This is a genomic window from Pantoea conspicua (assembly GCF_002095315.1).
Lineage (GTDB): Bacteria > Pseudomonadota > Gammaproteobacteria > Enterobacterales > Enterobacteriaceae > Pantoea > Pantoea conspicua.
Map to the genome: position 1 here is coordinate 1 of NZ_MLFN01000019.1, position 17,521 is coordinate 17,521.

Annotated in this window: 10 protein-coding genes and 5 pseudogenes; 6 read left to right on the forward strand and 9 right to left on the reverse strand. The window is 55.5% G+C overall.

All coding sequences use genetic code 11. The annotated features are described in order from the left end of the window. A pseudogene (locus HA41_RS08920) lies at nucleotides 1-256 on the forward strand (methyl-accepting chemotaxis protein); the annotation flags it as partial. 44 nt (nucleotides 257-300) lie between these two features. Here the strand turns inward: HA41_RS08920 and HA41_RS08925 are convergent. Genes HA41_RS08925 through HA41_RS08935 form a run of 3 tightly spaced genes read right to left on the reverse strand, consistent with a single transcriptional unit; the run spans nucleotide 301 to nucleotide 3,248 of the window. Continuing rightward, nucleotides 301-1,104, reverse strand: coding sequence for an MBL fold metallo-hydrolase (locus HA41_RS08925; RefSeq protein ID WP_094120482.1), 804 nt, complete (start codon nucleotides 1,102-1,104; stop codon nucleotides 301-303). Between the two features lie 37 nt (nucleotides 1,105-1,141). Next, the gene (locus HA41_RS08930; RefSeq protein WP_094120483.1) at nucleotides 1,142-2,029 is read right to left on the reverse strand and encodes an EamA family transporter; all 888 of its coding nucleotides are present in this window, start codon (nucleotides 2,027-2,029) and stop codon (nucleotides 1,142-1,144) included. Nucleotide 2,030: 1 nt separating this feature from the next. Continuing rightward, nucleotides 2,031-3,248: an MFS transporter gene (locus tag HA41_RS08935; protein ID WP_244175107.1), complete on the reverse strand. Its 1,218-nt coding sequence runs from the start codon at nucleotides 3,246-3,248 to the stop codon at nucleotides 2,031-2,033. Nucleotides 3,249-3,418: 170 nt separating this feature from the next. Between HA41_RS08935 and HA41_RS08940 the strand changes: the two genes are divergently transcribed. Next, nucleotides 3,419-3,874, forward strand: a complete 456-nt coding sequence (locus HA41_RS08940; protein WP_094120485.1) for a winged helix-turn-helix transcriptional regulator — start codon at nucleotides 3,419-3,421, stop codon at nucleotides 3,872-3,874. A 55-nt stretch (nucleotides 3,875-3,929) separates the two neighbouring features. Here the strand turns inward: HA41_RS08940 and HA41_RS08945 are convergent, their stop codons facing one another. The 4 genes and pseudogenes from HA41_RS08945 to HA41_RS08960 form a co-directional block, all read right to left on the reverse strand. Then, nucleotides 3,930-5,045, reverse strand: a complete 1,116-nt coding sequence (locus HA41_RS08945) for a metallophosphoesterase (protein ID WP_094120486.1) — start codon at nucleotides 5,043-5,045, stop codon at nucleotides 3,930-3,932. Nucleotides 5,046-5,301: 256 nt separating this feature from the next. Further along, nucleotides 5,302-6,524, reverse strand: a pseudogene (locus HA41_RS08950) (cupin domain-containing protein). A 432-nt stretch (nucleotides 6,525-6,956) separates the two neighbouring features. Then, nucleotides 6,957-9,283: pseudogene (locus tag HA41_RS08955) on the reverse strand (FdhF/YdeP family oxidoreductase). 258 nt (nucleotides 9,284-9,541) lie between these two features. Then, a complete protein-coding gene (locus HA41_RS08960; RefSeq protein WP_094120487.1) occupies nucleotides 9,542-10,660 on the reverse strand; it encodes an acyltransferase family protein in 1,119 nt (372 codons plus the stop codon). Nucleotides 10,661-11,250: 590 nt separating this feature from the next. Between HA41_RS08960 and HA41_RS08965 the strand changes: the two genes are divergently transcribed. Beyond that, nucleotides 11,251-12,030 carry an SGNH/GDSL hydrolase family protein gene (locus tag HA41_RS08965; RefSeq protein ID WP_244175108.1) on the forward strand — a complete coding sequence of 260 codons (780 nt, stop codon included), beginning with the start codon at nucleotides 11,251-11,253 and terminating at the stop codon, nucleotides 12,028-12,030. Between the two features lie 105 nt (nucleotides 12,031-12,135). Here the strand turns inward: HA41_RS08965 and HA41_RS20975 are convergent, their stop codons facing one another. Further along, nucleotides 12,136-12,306 carry a hypothetical protein gene (locus HA41_RS20975; RefSeq protein WP_158086617.1) on the reverse strand — a complete coding sequence of 57 codons (171 nt, stop codon included), beginning with the start codon at nucleotides 12,304-12,306 and terminating at the stop codon, nucleotides 12,136-12,138. A gap of 278 nt (nucleotides 12,307-12,584) precedes the next feature. On the opposite strand from HA41_RS20975, the pseudogene HA41_RS08970 reads away from it, so the two are divergent. Continuing rightward, a pseudogene (locus HA41_RS08970) lies at nucleotides 12,585-15,688 on the forward strand (efflux RND transporter permease subunit). A gap of 136 nt (nucleotides 15,689-15,824) precedes the next feature. Here the strand turns inward: HA41_RS08970 and HA41_RS08975 are convergent. Then, the gene (locus HA41_RS08975; protein ID WP_072051034.1) at nucleotides 15,825-16,010 is read right to left on the reverse strand and encodes a con-10 family general stress protein; all 186 of its coding nucleotides are present in this window, start codon (nucleotides 16,008-16,010) and stop codon (nucleotides 15,825-15,827) included. Between the two features lie 204 nt (nucleotides 16,011-16,214). Between HA41_RS08975 and HA41_RS08980 the strand changes: the two genes are divergently transcribed. Both HA41_RS08980 and HA41_RS21680 read left to right on the forward strand, forming a co-directional pair. Further along, nucleotides 16,215-16,511, forward strand: coding sequence for a hypothetical protein (locus HA41_RS08980; RefSeq protein ID WP_094120489.1), 297 nt, complete (start codon nucleotides 16,215-16,217; stop codon nucleotides 16,509-16,511). 481 nt (nucleotides 16,512-16,992) lie between these two features. After that, nucleotides 16,993-17,446 (forward strand): annotated as a pseudogene (locus HA41_RS21680) (methyl-accepting chemotaxis protein); the annotation flags it as partial. Nucleotides 17,447-17,521: the final 75 nt, after the last annotated feature.

A 17,521-nucleotide genomic window follows, 5' to 3' on the forward strand; every position in this document is an offset into this window, starting at 1 on the left:
GATTTATTCAACAAAGCCGTGAAAAGATGAAACAAAGCGTCAGTGGCATTGAACAGACTTCACAGCTGATGCGGTATATCTGCGCGTATTCAGAAGAGCAAAGCAGCGTCATTTCGCAAATCAATATTACGGTAACCAGATGGATCAGGTAACGCAGCATGCGGTGCTGGTTGAGCAATCTGCATCATCAGCGCATGAGCTGATGGATCGCGCCGGACAACTGCGCAACATAGTCGCGCTGTTCAGAACGGCCTGATAGTGTCAGCGAAACGGCGGCTTGCGGGCCGTCGTTTATTGCAGTTATTCCTCTTTGTTTTCCAGACAGGCCAGATAGGTTTGCCCCGAACGCATCACTTTCTCTTTGGCCTGCTGGTGAATTTCCTGCCCGTCAAATGCCCCATATAGTTGCCCGAATGCCACACCAGATAGCCGTTGCAGAATACTCTGCACCGCGGCGGCGGAAAGCGGCAGCATGTTCGGATAACTCCACATAAACGACACGCCATGCGCGCCGGGCGTCACCTGAAGAATATCACCCGCCAGGATCACACCGTCGCCTTCATCCCAGTGCAGTACGCAGCCACCGGGAAAATGGCCGCCCAGCCGTAATAGCGTCAGTGAAGGCAGCAGCGCTAATGACTCGCCCTGCCACAGTTTGATCTGTGGGCTGTCGCGCACTATCCATTCGCGATCGCGCGCGTGCAGGAAAATCGGTGCGTTAAAAGCGGCGGCCCACTCCTGCATGGTGGTGTAGTAGTGCGGATGGGAAATGGCAATGGCGTGCAAACCGCCGAGTGCTTTTACCAGCGTCAGGGTCGCCTCATCAAGATTGGCAATGCAGTCCCACAGCACATTTCCCTGCGGGGTGCGCAGCAGAAAAGCCCGCTGATCGATAGCAAATTTCGGCACGGTTTTGATGCTCAGCAGAGCATCGCTGTGTGCTGTCCATGTATTGGCATGACGGGATGTCAGTTGCTTGAAATCGATCCAGCTCTGGCCCGAGGCAGGCACGTACTGGCGCGGATCGTCACAGATTTTACAGTGAGTTAACTGACTCTGCTGTTGCTGATATGCGGTGCCACAGGCGGTACATAGCCTGATCATGGTGACCTCCATTTATCCCGACAGGGAATATTGTTCATCAGGGTGCCGTCCGGCGACGCCACGCCTGCTTCAGCCGTGCGCCATATAAGCCGGTACTCAGGCCACTGACAATGATCAGCAGCGCAGCCAGCTTCAGCGCTGACAACGGCTCATTAAAAATCCAGAACGATCCCAGTAAGCCAAACACCGGCACCAGCAAGGAGAGTGGCGCAACGGTAGAGACCGGATAACGTTTCAGTAAGGCGTTCCATACCCAGTAGCCAAACAGGGTATTGGGATAGACCTGGAACAGGATCGACAACAGCGTTATTCCGTGGGTGTGAGCCAGTAAACCGTGGAAGCCGCTCCATCCATTAACAGCATAAGCCAGAATAAATAATGGGATCGGGGCGAAGAGACTCGACCAGATTAAAAAAGCGAACACCTGCCGGGTATCCGCTTTTTTATACAGAATAGTGGCAACGCTCCACGCAACCGCAGCCACCAGTACGCAGCCCAGTCCGGATAGAGAAACGGATCCATCGGTCAGAAAGATGATGCACAGCAAGCCCGTCAGCGCGATGGCGATGCCCGCCCACTGATAGCGCGACAGCGGTTCGCGAAATACCCAGCCTCCCAGTAACAGGGTAAACAGCGCGCTGAACTGCAGTAACAGTGACGCGACCCCGGCCGACAGCCCGAGCCTTATCGCCAGATTGACCATGCCCCACAAACCGACGCCGAATACCAGCCCGTAGCCAATCAGCCAGCGCCATTTCACATCGGGTTTAGCAATGAAAAACAGGGCTGGCAGGGCACACAGGAGAAAGCGGATCCCGGCAAGGATAAAAGGATCAACCTCCTGCAAGCCGAGCTTAATCACGGAAAAGTTAATTCCCCAGATAGCGGTAATCAGCACGGCAAGCAGCAGATGATGCGTTTTCATTTTATCGCTCCTCAATGGCGGAAGAAGCAGCTAAAGCGCGTGACGTGACCCACCAGAACAGCAGCGCGGTCAGGCTGATAACGCTGCCGAGCAGACAAACGCCCGGCCATTGCCAGAGCGCATAGACCCGCGTGCCGGCCACTGCACCCAGGGCGCTGCCGACAGAATAGAAGCACATATAGGCGGCGATCAGCCGGCTACCCGCCTCAGGCCGGGCCTGGAGAAGCAGACTCTGACTGCTGACGTGGACCGCCTGCACCGCGAAATCCAGCAGGATCACGCCCGCGATAAACAGCCAGATCGAATTATTGAGTAACGCCAGCGGCAGCCACGACAGCGTCAGCAGCAGTAAGCCAGCGCCGGTGGTTCGTTGCCCATAGCCGCGGTCGGTCCAGCGACCGGCCCGGATGGCGGCCAGTGCGCCCGCGATACCCGCCAGGCCAAACAGGCCGATAGCGGTATGGCTGAAATTAAGCTGGCTTAACGGCAGCACCATCGAGGTCCAGCACACACTGAAGGCAGCAAAAATCAGCATAGCCAGCGTTCCCCGCACCTGGAGTCGCGCTTCATCGGTAAATAACCGGAAAAAGCTGCGCATCAGCTGGGGCCAGCGGGATTTGACGACAGGGACACGCGCGGCGGGCGCCGTGCGGTAGAAGATCCCAGCCAGCAGTACTAACAGTGCCGCAGAGCAGAGATAGACCGCACGCCAGCCCGCGAGATCGGCGATCACGCCAGCCGTCAGCCGGGCAAAAAGAATCCCCAGCACGACGCCCCCGGTGACCATGCCAACCACCTGACCGCGTTGCGCCGCTGTGCAGAGTGAGGCGGCGTAAGCCACTACCACCTGAACCACCACCGCCATCAGACCGACCAGGCTCATGCTGATCAGCAGGGCATAAAAATCCGGGGAGAAACTCACCAGCAACACCGCCAGCGCCAGCATCAAAAGCTGGCCGACAATCAGATGGCGGCCATTAAAGATATCCCCCAGCGGCACGATAAACAGCAGTCCCAGCGCATAACCCACCTGCGTGGCGGTAACTACCACGCCGGTTGAACCGGTCGGAACGGCAAAAGTTTGCGCCATAGCGTATAGCAGCGGCTGGGCGAAATAGATGTTGCCAACTGCCAGTGCGCAGATCATACCGAACAGCAACACCTGTCTCAGCGGCACCGGCTTACTGTTGGCTGATGAGGCCCTGACGCGACTGTCCACTGTCGGAACCCGCCTGTTCCTGTGGGTCTGAAGCATTACGCACCTCCGGTGATTAATTGGTTTCAAAATAAAACCAGTTAACCATTATTAGCTGTATTGGTTTTTTTTAGCAACCAGATTGGCGAGGACAGGGTATACTCAACAGAACGCCGCCCAGAGCAGGAGTGAACATGGCAAAACAATCCGCATTGTTAAACAGTGAATGTCCGGTGGCCCGAACGCTGGAAGCGATTGGCGAACGCTGGTGTTTAATGATCGTTCGCGAGGCGTTCGACAACGTCCGCCGTTTCAGTGAGTTTCAGAAAAACCTTGGGCTGGCGAAAAATATTCTGGCCGCGCGCCTGAAATTGCTGGTGGAGCTGGGGGTGTTTGATCTGCGGCCCGCGTCTGACGGCAGCGCCTACAGCGAGTATGCACTGACAGAACGTGGACGCGGGCTGTTTCCGATTATCGTGGCGATGCGCCAGTGGGGTGAACAGAATATGTTTACTGCAGGCGAAGTTCATTCGGTGTTGATTGATAATCAGAGCAAGCTGCCATTGCAGCCGCTGGCCGTGGTATCCGCCAGCGGAGAGCCGCTGGGGGCCGAGGATTGTCACCGTATTCGGGTGACGAAAGAAGGATAATGACACCGGTCTGAACCGCACGCATCGCGGGTCAGGCCTGGCTCTGACGGGTGAATCAGGGCTGACGTCTGAGCGTAATGCGGGTCAGTTCTGACGGACGTCCGAGACGAACCGCCATTCCTGGCCAGAGCGCCGTACCGTTATTGACATAGAGCTGCATTCCGTCCACCTGATAAAGACCGGAAACAAAGCCACCGTTGGGTTTCGCAAACAGCCGGTCCAGACCGACGATCAGGCCGCCGTGGGTATGACCGGAGAGCTGCACATCGACGCCCAGCGCGGCGTTGTGACGGGCATTACGGGGCTGATGATCCAGCAGGATGACCGGTGCATCGGCGGGCGCATTCTCCAGCGCTTTTGCCAGATCGGGGCCCGGTGCGTGTCTCGCGGGTGCCGATGCGTCCGGCAGACCGGCAATCACCAGTTTTGCCTCGCCACGCTGGATCACCCTGTGGCTGTTCAGCAACGGCTGAAGTCCCAGTGAAGCCAGATGTTCGGTCCAGATTGCCTGATGGAAGAAATATTCATGATTCCCGGTAATTGCCCAGACGCCATCGGGTGCATAGAGGCCGCGCAGCGGGGCGACATCGTTGCGGCGGTGTTCGAGACTGCCATCAATCACATCGCCGGTAACTACAATCAGATCAACCCCCAGCGACATCGCCTTTTTAACCGTTGCTGCACTCCAGTCCGCGTTAAACAAGCGCGTGATATGCAAATCTGTCAGCTGCAACAGCTGGTATCCGTCAAATGCCGCCGGCAGGTCGGGCAGCACAAGGGTTACCTCTTTGACCGGCGGCACCCGTATCGCCTGGTGAACGCCCACCGCCGCCAGCACCATGGCGAACAGCACGGCCAGATAGCGTACGCCGGGGACCAGTTCCAGCGGATGGCGCAGCAGCAGGGCGAGCAGCGCGATAATATCTATCGCGATCTGGGTCAGCGCCAGCAGAAGCACGGTGCTGAAGGCCCAGTTGAACAGAATGATAATGATGCGCGGCATCTCCGCCGAGAAGAGGCCGCCCGAGGTGAAGCGGCTGACCAGCAGATATTGTGAGGCCAGCAGGGCCAGCATCGATAACAGAACTTTAACGGCCAGCGGCATGGATAAGGGAACAATGACGCGCGCAATCACGTACCAGCTGGGTACGCTGAAAATCAGGTGAAACATAGCAATTTTCCCTTTAAGCACCGAAGAGCGGCGCAAGCGATAAAACGAGAACGTGCATTATTGACCGCATAAACACGCGGGTCGCGCAGGCGGGTAGTGTATACGACTCTGCCGCGGTGTTGACTGTGCGACGAATGCTTTATGCAGAGAAAACCGCTGGCAGCGGCTGGGTGAAACCGGCGGAAGGACCCTCGTGGCGCTGGCTAAAGCACCTCACTGCAGCACAGGAAGAGTGGCCGGCAAGCCGGACATTGGGTTATAGGACCACCGGACGTTTGTTCTGCGACAGCGCCGCCATAAAGGCGTCGTCCAGATGCAGATGCTGCTTAACCAGAGCCGGAGGCGTACTGGCCAGCCACTGATTGAGGGAGAAATCGGCGTAATAGTCGCTCTTAAACAGCTCAAGGAAGCGTAACGGACCCTTGCCGGTATTTTCGATGTAATGGCCCATAGCGAACGGCACGTAGCCGACATCCCCGGCCCGATAATCAAACGTCCGCGCCTGACCCGATGAGGCAAACACGCCCATCCGGCCCTCTCCCTCCAGGTAGTATTGCCACTCATCATTATTGGGATGCCAGTGCAGCTCGCGCAGTCCCCCGGGTTCGATTTCGACCAGCGCCGCCGCGATATCTTTGGCTATTGGAAAGTTAGAGGAGTCGGTGATGCGAACCGTCCCGCCCGGCGCTTTAATCGGATCCTGTGCCAGCATGTGGTGGGTAAAACGCAGCGTTGATCGGCTGCCGCCCTGCACAGCATCGCCGGCAGGCCGGTCAGGCAGCGTACTGGCGAAAATGTATTCGTCAGCCGGTGGCGGCAGCTGAGAGAAGGTAGAAACCGGCAGCTGGAAGTTTTTGGCGAGAATTTCAGGCGGAACATGCTTAAACCAGTCGGAGAGCAGAGACGTGCTGTCCTCATCGAAATTGCCATCATCAAAGGCCAGTAAAAATTCACAGCCGTCGGGTCCCAGCCCTGAATCGAGTGCGGGATACCCGGCGGGAAATACCATAGGTCACCGACGCCGATGTCATCGACGAACCAGCCGCCCTGCGTATCGAAGGCGGTGACCCGCGCGGTTCCGTAGGTCATGTAGGCCCATTCTGCTTCTTTGTGCCAGTGCAATTCACGTATGCCGCCTGCGTTGAGACGCATATCGACCCCGGCGATGGTAGTGGAGATGCTCAACTCGCGCTGAGTCACCTGTCGTGTCCAGCCGCCGCTGCCTTTGCGGACATGTGCATCGCTGAAACTGTAAAGCAGATTGGGCAGGGTGCCGCTGTCAGTGGCGGGCGGATTAACCAGATCCGGGTTTTCCGCTTCACGAATGGGATCGTGCGGACCCGGATCACGACCGCCGGATTGCGCACCGGCCGGATAAGTCCTGACCTGATTATCATGGGCGTGTACCTGACCCGCGGCCAGCGCAACCGTTCCACCGGCGGCAAAGGCCATAAAGCGTCGTCTGCTTAATACTGTCATGAGTTTGCTTCCTTCCTGTCAATTGATGAGGAGCAGTAATGCGTGCTGCATAACCGTTATAAGAGCAGACGAAAGGTTGCGTTTAACAAATTTGTAACGTCATCAGGCCGTGATCGTACCGGTAAGCCATATTGATGCGTTGGCGGGCTGGGCGAAGAAGGTTGCGCGTTGAGTTGAGTATAACCTCGGGCAAAAAACGGTCCTGTTAATCGCATTAGATGCCTGATTGATAGGCGTATGTTTAATCCCGGTTTAATGAGTAGGGCCGGTTACGACTGACATAACCTGTTACGGATAGGGCAATTAAAATTTAACTCTTAGGGCGCTAGTGATACCTTGCCACACAGCCATAACCTGCCACAGCGCGTATAAAAAGGTTGCCTGAATGTCAGGCAACCTTGTCTCATACTGCGTCCGGCACAAGCTGGAAGGTTAACGTAATATTCCCGACGCGGTTGTCGTTTCGTCGGTTACTCGCGTCATCGACACCGGGATGCTCTTATAAGCCGGTATACCACTCTGCGTATCGTGGCTGTCGAGCGGCACCATCACGTTAGCTTCAGGGTAGTAGGCACCGACGGAACCGGGCGCCATATCGATAATCACAATCGTCAGGTTTTTCATCTGACGCGAAGTGGGGTTACCGTCCGGGTCCAGCGCCATTAAATCGACCCGATCACCCACCCGCAGTTCACGTTTCTCGGCCTCTTCGGCATTGATAAACAGCACGTCGCGGCGTCCGGTTACCCCTCGATAACGGTCGTTCAGGCCGTACAATGTGGTGTTGTACTGATCGTGACTGCGCAGTGTCGTGAGCACCAAATCGTGGCACTTCAGCGAACGGGGATCCTCATTAATGCCCTGCATCACTTTGAACTGCGCGCGGCCTGACGGCGTATTCCAGACCCGCTCGGAAGCGGCATTGTGGAGTCGGAATCCGCCCGGCTTCTTCACCCGCTCATTGAAATTTTCAAACGCCGGGAAGACGGCTTCTATAGCATCACGGATGCGGCTGTAATCGGCGATCATTGCGCGCCAGTCGACGACACTGTCAGGCAAGGTAGCCTGAGCCAGCGCGGCGACCAACGCCGGCTCAGATTTCAGGTGTGGTGAAGCCGGTTCCAGAGAGCCGCGAGAGGCGTGCACCATAGACATTGAATCTTCCACTGTGACGCTTTGCGCGCCGGTCGCCTGAATATCGGTCTCCGTGCGGCCCAGCACCGGTAGCAGATAGTTGTGTTTGCCGAGCAGCAGGTGAGAGCGGTTGAGTTTGGTGGCCATGTGTACTACCAGGTCAAGGTTGCGCATCGCCGGGAATGTCACCTGGGGATCAGAAATGGCCTCAGCCAGATTGCCGCCCAGGCAGAGCAGAGCTTTGGCTTTGCCATCCCGCATCGCCTGAATGGCCTGAATAGCACCGTGACCGTGTTTCTGCGGCGGCCGGAAGCCAAAGACCTTTTCCAGATTATCGAGCAACGACTGCGGTGGGATTTCGGTGATACCGACTGTGCGATCGCCCTGCACGTTAGAGTGTCCACGCAGCGGACAGATTCCGGCGCCGGGTTTGCCGATATTGCCGCGCAGCAGCAGCAGGTTGGCGATTTGCTGGACGTTCTGAGTGCCATACTGATGTTGAGTAATGCCCATGCCGTAACAGATGATGGTGCGTTCAGCGCTGGCATACAGTCGGGCGATATGCTGGATCTCTTCACGCGCCATGCCTGACACTTTCAGAATATGGTCCCAGTCAGTGCCCTCAAGGTCGGCCTTCAGGCGTCGAATCCTTCGGTGTGCCGGGCGATGAAGTCTTCGTCGATCACCCCTGGCTCACCTTTGCTTAGCGCCTCCTGATGCATTGTCAGCAGGATTTTCATCACGCCTTTCAGCATCGCCGCATCGCCACCGACCCGTACTTTGTAATAGGTCGATGCCAGTTCGGTGGAGCTGAGGGAAAGCATTTCAATCGGACTCTGAGGCGACGTAAAACGCTCAAGCCCGCGTTCACGCAACGGGTTGATCGCCACGATAGTCGCGCCACGTTTAGAGACCTCACGCAGGGTGCCGAGCATACGGGGATGGTTGGTGCCGGGGTTGTGACCGATGCACAGCACCAGATCGCAATGGTCAAAATCTTCCAGCTCTACCGTGCCTTTGCCGACGCCAATTGATTCCGGCAGACCTACGCTGGTCGGTTCATGACACATATTGGAACAGTCTGGAAAGTTATTGGTGCCATATTCACGGGCAAAGAGCTGCCACAGGAAAGCCGCTTCGTTAGAGGCGCGACCCGAGGTGTAAAACTCCACGCTGTCGGGATCGTCATAGCTGCGCAGGTGTTCGCCAATCTCCTTGAACGCGGTTTCCCACTCAATCGGCTGATAGGTATCGGTGGCCGCATCGTACTTCATCGGATGCGTCAGACGCCCTTCACCCTCAAGATGTAATGCGCTGCGCTGCCACAGTTCAGTGACGGTATGGGCTGCAAAAAATTCTGGCGTCGTGCGTTTGCTGGTTGCTTCCCAGGAGACCGCTTTCGCGCCATTTTCACAAAATTCAAACGAGGAGGCATGTTGCGGATCGGGCCAGGCGCAACCCGGACAGTCAAAGCCCTGCGGCTGATTGACTTTAAACAGGGCAATCACATCCTGTTTCACTGACATCTGACCACGAATCGCATCCGCGACCGCTTTCAGGGCTCCCCAGCCGCCTGCTGCGCCGCCATAAGGGGCGATACCGGTTGTGCGATTTTGCTCTTTCATAATGCTCCACATTGTCTGTATTGTTATTTGCTAAGTCTGGTACACAAATAACCAAAACAGGGTGGATGCAGGCTATTATTTGATGAAAATCTTTCTCAAAATGTTTCTGTCAGACGGTGCCAGATTACTGGCTGGTCATCAGCATAAATAAAGACTGGCGCCATGAAGCGCCAGCAGAGAAATACACGAACCGAATGAGTGCAGCGCAATAATCAGGCGATCGTTACGCTCTTATTGTGTCCGGAAAACGGCGAGGGTTTAACTGGCGACAACCAGCGGTTTTGCCGGTTTCGCTTTCAGCCCAAACAGGGTCGCGAGGAAAGAGTGACGCTTGATGACCATATAGCAAAGCGCACTCAGTCCTGACGCAATAGCGGTCACTATGAGCACATACGTCACAGGATAATTATCCGGCAGGTAGTCGTCCAGCAGCCAGGCGAAGCCAATCGCGATAGGATAGTGCAGAATATAAACCACCAGCGCAGAGTCAACCACGGTGTTAACGATGCGGCTCTCTTTAAACCGTAACTTTTCAAAAAAGAAGATCACCCAGTAGGAAAAAATCACCGAGAACAGACTGCTGAGCAGTACCGGGATATATTTTGCCACACCCTGCAGATTAAATTTCAGCGTCAGGAAGAAAGCGATATAACAGATGATCGCCAGCAGCGTCACAAGGGCCGTGTTCAGCAGCGGATGTTTCGCTAATTGCGGGATAGCATCACGATTAAGATAAAGGACATAGCCTGCCGCATAATAAACACAGAAACGCGCCGTCACCGGAATTAACGTGATCAGCTCGCCCAGATCTTTTACCGCGAATTTCACCACAAACAGACTATTCGCCGCGAGTATCAGGGCTGCCAGCCAGACCGTAAACGGCAGGCGTCGGGCAAGGGTGGCCAGCTGCGCGTAGAGGCGGGCAGGAACGAAAAAGGAAATGACCGAAAGCGACACCAGGAACCACAGGTGATGCAGTTGCATATAGGCGGCCAGCAAACCACTGGTCGAGGTATCAACCCCTTTAATCGTCGCGCTCAGCCAGTACATCACGCCGGGTATAAAGGCAAAGGCGGCCAGCAGCGGAACCAGCACCCGCTTGCGGCGATTATCATAGAAAAAAGCCTGCCCCTTGCGTAAGAAAACCATCGCCGAGAACATGCCTGAAAGGAAGAAAAAGGCCTCCATCCGAAAGGTATGGATAAATTCGATCAGCGAGCTAAAGATCAATGACTCATTTTTATCCGAAACGTAATACCAGCTATTACCGCCTGGCAGACTCCGGGCCGCATGATATAAAACCCCTTCAAGGATAAGTATGGCGCGCAGAAAATCGAGGCCGATATTTCGGCTCGATAAAAAAGAGGGTGTAGTCACTTTTATTACCTTAATAAATGACGGAGTGTTGGGGTCTGAGGCGACCTTGTAGCGGCAGAATATCACTCTGAAGTTTAATTAACATATTGCACGACACTTTTCAGAATTTCCCCAGCACGCCATTCTGTCTGATCCATAAATTATGATAAACCGGCCTGGTCCTTTTTTAACGTCGCTTTTTTATCTGAAAATGACCTCTGCTGGTAAGCATCAGGCGCGAATTTTCGCCCCAACCCTTGCTACGCGGCGATTTCGTTGTCCGAAAAGCTGCCGGGCGGATAAAGCTTTGCTTAATCGATGGTTAAAAAACAAGCAGTCCGCGCCTCTGTTGCTGATGTTTTCTGGCCGCTGAGGTGCGCCTTTTTATATGGCCCGACATCGGCGGAGGTAATGATTGGTTGCTAAAGGGTTCGCTTATTCGCCTCTTGTTCTCTTCAGGCGGGATAAGGAGAAGAGGGAACGGCAAAATAATTTTGCCGCAGGCGAAATATCACTGATAATCTTTTTTTTCGGTTATGTCAGAGTAACGCCCAATGAGACATTTGCTCCTTACACTGTTTGTATCTTTCCCGCTTTGCTTATTTTCCGGCGTGTCACTGGCAGCCATTCAGGACGGTAAATATATTATCGAAGCCTATGGCGGTTCCAGCACCAAAGGCGCGATGGCCGTCAGAAAGGACGGTAAATTACGGGCTACGCTGACAAAAAATAACGAAATCTCGCAGCTGGGCCAGATGCTGAAAACCAAATATGGCGCTAACGTCGAGATCGTCAATAAAGGTGAGCTGTCGGCGCAGTCGAAGGATCTGTTACAGGGGCGCTATTTTTACCGCAAGAACAAAAGCTGGCGTGAAGAGATGGCGGCTTCGCCCGCCGATCTGATTCTGCTTAACTTTGCCACTAACGATGCCCGTCATTATCACTTCAAAGATATTGAACCGGATTACATCGTCAGTCCGGGGCAATACCGGGCAATCATGTCTGAACTGATCGCCGTGGCGCAGCAGTACGGTAAAGCGGTGATTGTGCAGGAGCCGCATCCGTTGTGCGGGCGGGCGGAAAAATGGAACGTTGCACCCTATGTGGCACAGATCGATAACCTGGCCCAGGCCGATGACGTGCCGCTGGTCCGGCAGTACCAGCGCATTCAGGAGATCGGAAACTGGCAGGCCATGATGTCACCCGACTGCATTCATCCTTCAGAAGCGCTCTATCAGATCAAAGCGCAGGAGACTTTCAGGGTAGTAGACCGTCATTATGGTCCACAGATTAAAGCCGCGATTAATGCCCCGTCAGCGGCTGTCCCGCCGTCTTCACGCGCCGCTACGGACCGCCAGGGCGGCAATGCCGGCGGCCAGGATGCCGGATAAGCGCTATAGCGGGCAGGCGCTGGAAAAACGCACGCTAAATTGCCGCCCGATCAGAGACCTGGCGACGAAGAGTGGGGCTTTTGCCGCTTTGGTTAAAAAGGCGCATCAGAGGTAGTGACGGACACCATAGACGGCCCAGAACAGGGCATTGGCACCGAGATAAGCCCAGCATCCCCAGTAGGCGATAGGTTCGCGTTTGGTTCGGAGTTTAGGCAGGAATGCCAGTAAATAAAGCGCTGAGGCGATAAGCGAAACGAAATAGAAAAATTTCATCATTCTCTCCTGGTTAATTTCCTTTGTTTTCAGGATAGCCAGGCCTCGCTATTTTGCTTACTGCTGATGAGAGCGATTCACTCTGACCGGCGACGTTTCAGGCTGAGGGGTGCCAGAACCGCGAGCAAACTCTGCGGGATCAGTTTGTGCGGGATAAAGAAATGATACCGTCAGGATGTTTAGCCTGAACGTAACAAACTATAATCAGCGCTGCACCGCTTTGATACAACCTGCAGGAATGCCGGTTTTGCGCCCGCCCTAAAAAGGAAGAGACCCCGCTGATGTTTTCTCGTTTTTTTATTTATCGTCCCGTCTTTGCATGGGTCGTTGCCATTCTTATCATGCTGCTTGGTGCGCTCTCCATCACACTATTGCCGGTAGAGCAATATCCTGATGTCGCGCCGCCGTCGGTCAATATCAGTGCCACCTATACCGGCGCATCCGCCGAGACACTGGAAAACAGCGTCACCCAGGTGATTGAGCAGCAGCTGACCGGGCTGGATCATCTGCTTTATTTCACCTCCAGCAGCAGTTCGCAGGGCAATGTGACGGTGACGGTCACCTTCAGTCAGGGCACCGATCCTGACACCGCACAGGTGCAGGTGCAGAACAAGGTGCAACAGGCCCTGTCGCGGTTGCCCAGCGAGGTACAGCAACTTGGCGTGACGGTCACCAAATCGCAGTCAAACTTTTTGCTGGTGATGGGGCTGTATGACACCACCGGCAAGAGCAACAGCACTGACATCGGTGACTGGCTGGTGAGTAATATGCAGGAGCCGCTGGCCAGAACCGAAGGGGTAGGGGATATCCAGGTCTTCGGCGGACAGTACGCGATGCGTATCTGGCTCGATCCGTTTAAGCTGAACGCCTATTCACTGCAGCCTTCTGACGTGACGGCAGCGATTCGCTCGCAAAATATTCAGATCTCAGCCGGTAAAATTGGTGGCCTGCCGTCACCTGACAATCAGCAACTGACCGCCACAGTCAGGGCGCAGTCGCGGCTGCAGACGCCGGAGCAGTTCCGCAACATCATCGTCAAAAGCGATACCCGCGGGGCGGTTGTGCGCGTCGGTGACGTGGCCCGCGTCGAGCTGGGTGGCGAATCGTACGACATGACGACCCGGCTTAATGGACATCCGGCTGCCGGTATCGGGGTGATGCTGGCACCGGGCGCCAATGCACTCAATACCGCGACCCTGGTAAAAAATAAAGTGGAAGAGTATCGCCACTCTATGCCGGAAGGCTATGAGGTCGCCTATGCACTTGATAGCACTGACTTCATCAAAATCTCGGTAGAAGATGTGGTCATCACCCTGATCGAGGCGATAGCGCTGGTCGTCGTGGTGATGTACCTGTTCCTGCAAAACCTCCGCGCGACGCTGATCCCGGCGCTGGCGGTGCCGGTGGTGCTGCTCGGAACTTTTGGCGTGCTGGCACTGTGCGGTTATACCATCAACACCCTGACGCTGTTTGCCATGGTGCTGGCGATCGGGCTGCTGGTGGATGACGCGATTGTGGTGGTGGAGAACGTCGAGCGCATCATGCACGACGAAGGTTTACCTGCCCGCGAGGCTACGGAAAAGTCGATGAAAGAGATTTCCGGTGCGCTGATCGCTATCGCGCTGGTGTTGTCTGCGGTCTTTCTGCCGATGGCCTTTTTTGCTGGATCGACCGGTGTGATCTACCGGCAATTCTCGATCACTATCATTGCGGCCATGTCTTTCTCGGTGCTGGTGGCGCTGACGCTGACACCGGCGCTATGTGGCATGTTGCTGCGCCCCGGAACACCGCATCGCAAAGGTTTCTTTGGCGGATTTAACCGCTTCTACGCCGCTACTGAACGCCAGTATCGTCACAAAGTGGTCAGCACGCTGCGTCGCCCGCTGATTATGGTGTCGCTGTATGCTGCAATGGGCGTCGTTCTGTTTGTAATGTTTACCCGATTGCCGGGCAGTTTTCTGCCCACCGAGGATCAGGGCAGTATTATGCTTCAGGCGACCCTGCCCGCTGGCGCGACCGCCAGCCGCACCGAAGCGGTTAATAAGCAGATCGTTGACTGGTTTCTGACCGAAGAGAAAGAGAACATCGACGTGGTGTTTACCATCAACGGCTTTAACTTCAGCGGTGCCGCACAGAATGCCGGCATGGCGTTTATTAAACTGAAAAACTGGGATCAGCGTCCCGGCAAGGAGAACTCGGCGGAAGCGATCGCCGGACGTGCCACCTATGCGCTTTCTGCTATTCGGGATGCGCAGATCTTTGCCCTGACGCCACCTTCAGTACCCGGCCTGGGGCAGAATAATGGCTTTACCTATGAATTGCTGGCAAGTGGCGGCACCACTCGCGATGAACTGGGCCAGTTGCGTGATCAACTGCTGCAACGGGCAGCGGAAAGCCCGGCGCTGATCGGGGTACGCGCGAATATCCTGCCACAGACACCGCAGTTGCAGGTCGATATTGACACCAGTAAGGCGGTGGCGCTGGGACTGCAGCTGGATGATGTGACCGATACTCTGACCAGCGCCTGGGGTGGGGCCTATATCAATGACTTTATCGATCGCGGCCGCGTCAAACGGGTCTATGTGCAGGGCGATGGTCAGTACCGGTCGGCACCGTCCGATCTGGATAAATGGTTTATCCGCAACAGTGAAGGCAGCATGACGCCATTCTCGGCCTTTGCCTCCACCCACTGGACAATGGGGCCGGAAAGTCTGAATCGCTACAACGGCTCTGCTTCTTACGAAATCCAGGGGCAGAACGCAGAAGGCTACAGCTCCGGCGATGCGATGAACACTATTGAACGGTTGGCTAATCAGCTCCCTGCCGGCACGACCGGGGCCTGGAGTGGTCTCTCATTGCAGGAGAAGCAGGCGGGCGGGCAGTCAACGACCCTGTATGCCATCTCTATTCTGGTGGTGTTCCTCTGTCTTGCCGCACTGTATGAAAGCTGGTCAGTACCGTTTTCGGTGTTGCTGGCGGTGCCACTGGGTGTACTGGGTACGGTGCTGGCCGTCGCCATGCGGGGTCTGAGCAACGACATCTATTTCCAGGTGGCGTTACTGACGACCGTCGGGCTGACCTCCAAGAACGCCATACTGATAATTGAGTTTGCCGAGGAAGCGGTGCGTCAGGGAAGCTCGCTGAGCGCGGCGGCACTGCAGGCGGCGCGAACCCGTTTACGGCCGATCATGATGACCTCGCTGGCGTTTATCGCGGGGTGATCCCGCTGGCGGTCGCTACCGGAGCCGGGGCCAACAGTCGTATCGCGATCGGCACCGGCATTATTGGCGGAACGCTGGCGGGTACGGTACTGGCACTCTTCTTTGTGCCGCTGTTCTTTGTACTGGTGAAGTATTATCTCACCCGACATCGTAAGGCCGGATAATGGTCTGGCACGTCTGCGGGTTCGCCTGCAGACGTGCTAATCCGGGGCGTAGGGTGATTTTCAGGATGGATTCAGTGGGGGATCTATAGCGTAGAAGTGAGATGCCATTCCATGGCGTAAAACGTCCTGGGGCGCCTTATTCAGAATTACTTGCAGGACGCCGACTGATTCTGCCCCCTTTCCGACCAGCTTCCCTGGCTTTTTCATGATCGTTTTTGAAATTGCCGCCACTGACCTTGCCTCCTGCACTGCCAGCTTCGCTCGCACGGCCCGGATCGTTGGCAAAATTGCCGGCACCACCTCTGTATTTCTGTTGTGTCATAGAGAGACCTCCTATCAATGTTCCATTAGATAAAAAGGACTAGCTAGCCACATCACGAAGCATAGATGACCGCTTCGTTTATGCAAATGCACATCTGAAAAATAGTGATAACGTTTCAATCATGACCTCGTGCCGTGGCTGAAACGGCAGCGATCCTGCTTTCCCCAGGCTACCCTTATAAGCTCAACGAAAAAGGAGAACGCGATGACTGATGCAACCTTAATCGATACGCTTGAGTTTGGTTCTGATCAACAGAAGCAAAAATATGAAATTTACGGTGATGATGCCCGGACGCCCACCCACGCGGTCATTTACCGTCAGCAGCAAGGGGAATGGCAGCCGCTGGATGAGACGCTGAGCTTTGCCGCCCAGGATGAACAGCAGGAAGTAACCGGTTCAATGGGGTATGGTGCTGGCGACAGCCTGCCGGACCTGCGCGACTTACCGGCTGAAGCCCGGCAGCGCTGCGAGAAGCACTGGCAGGAGAGCCGTAATGGGTAAGCAGTAAATTTGCCGGGGGGAGCGCTTCCCGGCTTATTTTATGCAACCTGCGCGCGCTGACCAATGGTGATTCCGGCCCTCCGCTTTGAGTTCTGAACGCGTACGGACCAGCTTTTAGCCCTCTATTTTTCACACCAGAAAGCGCTTTTAAGCGCGAAATTCTTCTTATCATAGCGAAAACAATAATAGGTCGATTCTTAAGGCGATAAAACAATGCCTGCCTGCCGCCCGCTTTGGCCGCAGTAGCCAGTCTGCGAATAGCACTTTTGATTGTCCTGCGTTGCCAGCATCGTTCGCCTCAGCGGCACTGAACAACCGCGCTGGCGGTAGGTTGATGACCTTCGTGCCGCCCGAAGCAGATTTCCAGCGGGACAATCAGGCCAGGCAACGGTTTACCTCTGCTGACCCGCTGGTGCTGACTACCGCCCGGCACCAGCGGGTTAATCGTCGAAGCTGGCCCGCTTGCGCATATCGCCAGCTCGGCAAACCGGCGGCTGGATTCTCCAGCTTCGGTGGGATCCTCGGTATGTCAAACAACCAGACGCTGTCGGCACGGGTGTTCTTTAATCATGAAGTGAAAGCGATGAGTCCGTTCCCGGTGGAGAATGCTGGTTACGCAGCGCACTATGCACAACGGGCATTACGTCGCCGGGAAGCACTGAACAGCCTGCAGACCGGCGTGTTTAACCGGTAATTAACTATCAGCAGGCGCTGATGGAGACAATGCCGGTACTGGAAAGTGCCACTCAAAGTCAGGGGGAAGCTCTGAGCATGGCAGAAACAGTATTCGTGCCATCAGCGATATTGCCAGCCAGAGCCAGCAGGCGCAGGACCGGCTCGATGACGGACTGGACGATCCGGGAAAAATCTCGCACAGCATTAATGAGATAACCCACGGCATCAGTAATATCGCCTTCCAGACCAACATTCTGGCAGCCTGCGTGAATTAAGCCAGGGCATGGAGGCAACGCAGGGCGCTACAGACCCTGTCGGGAGACAAGGTTAATGGC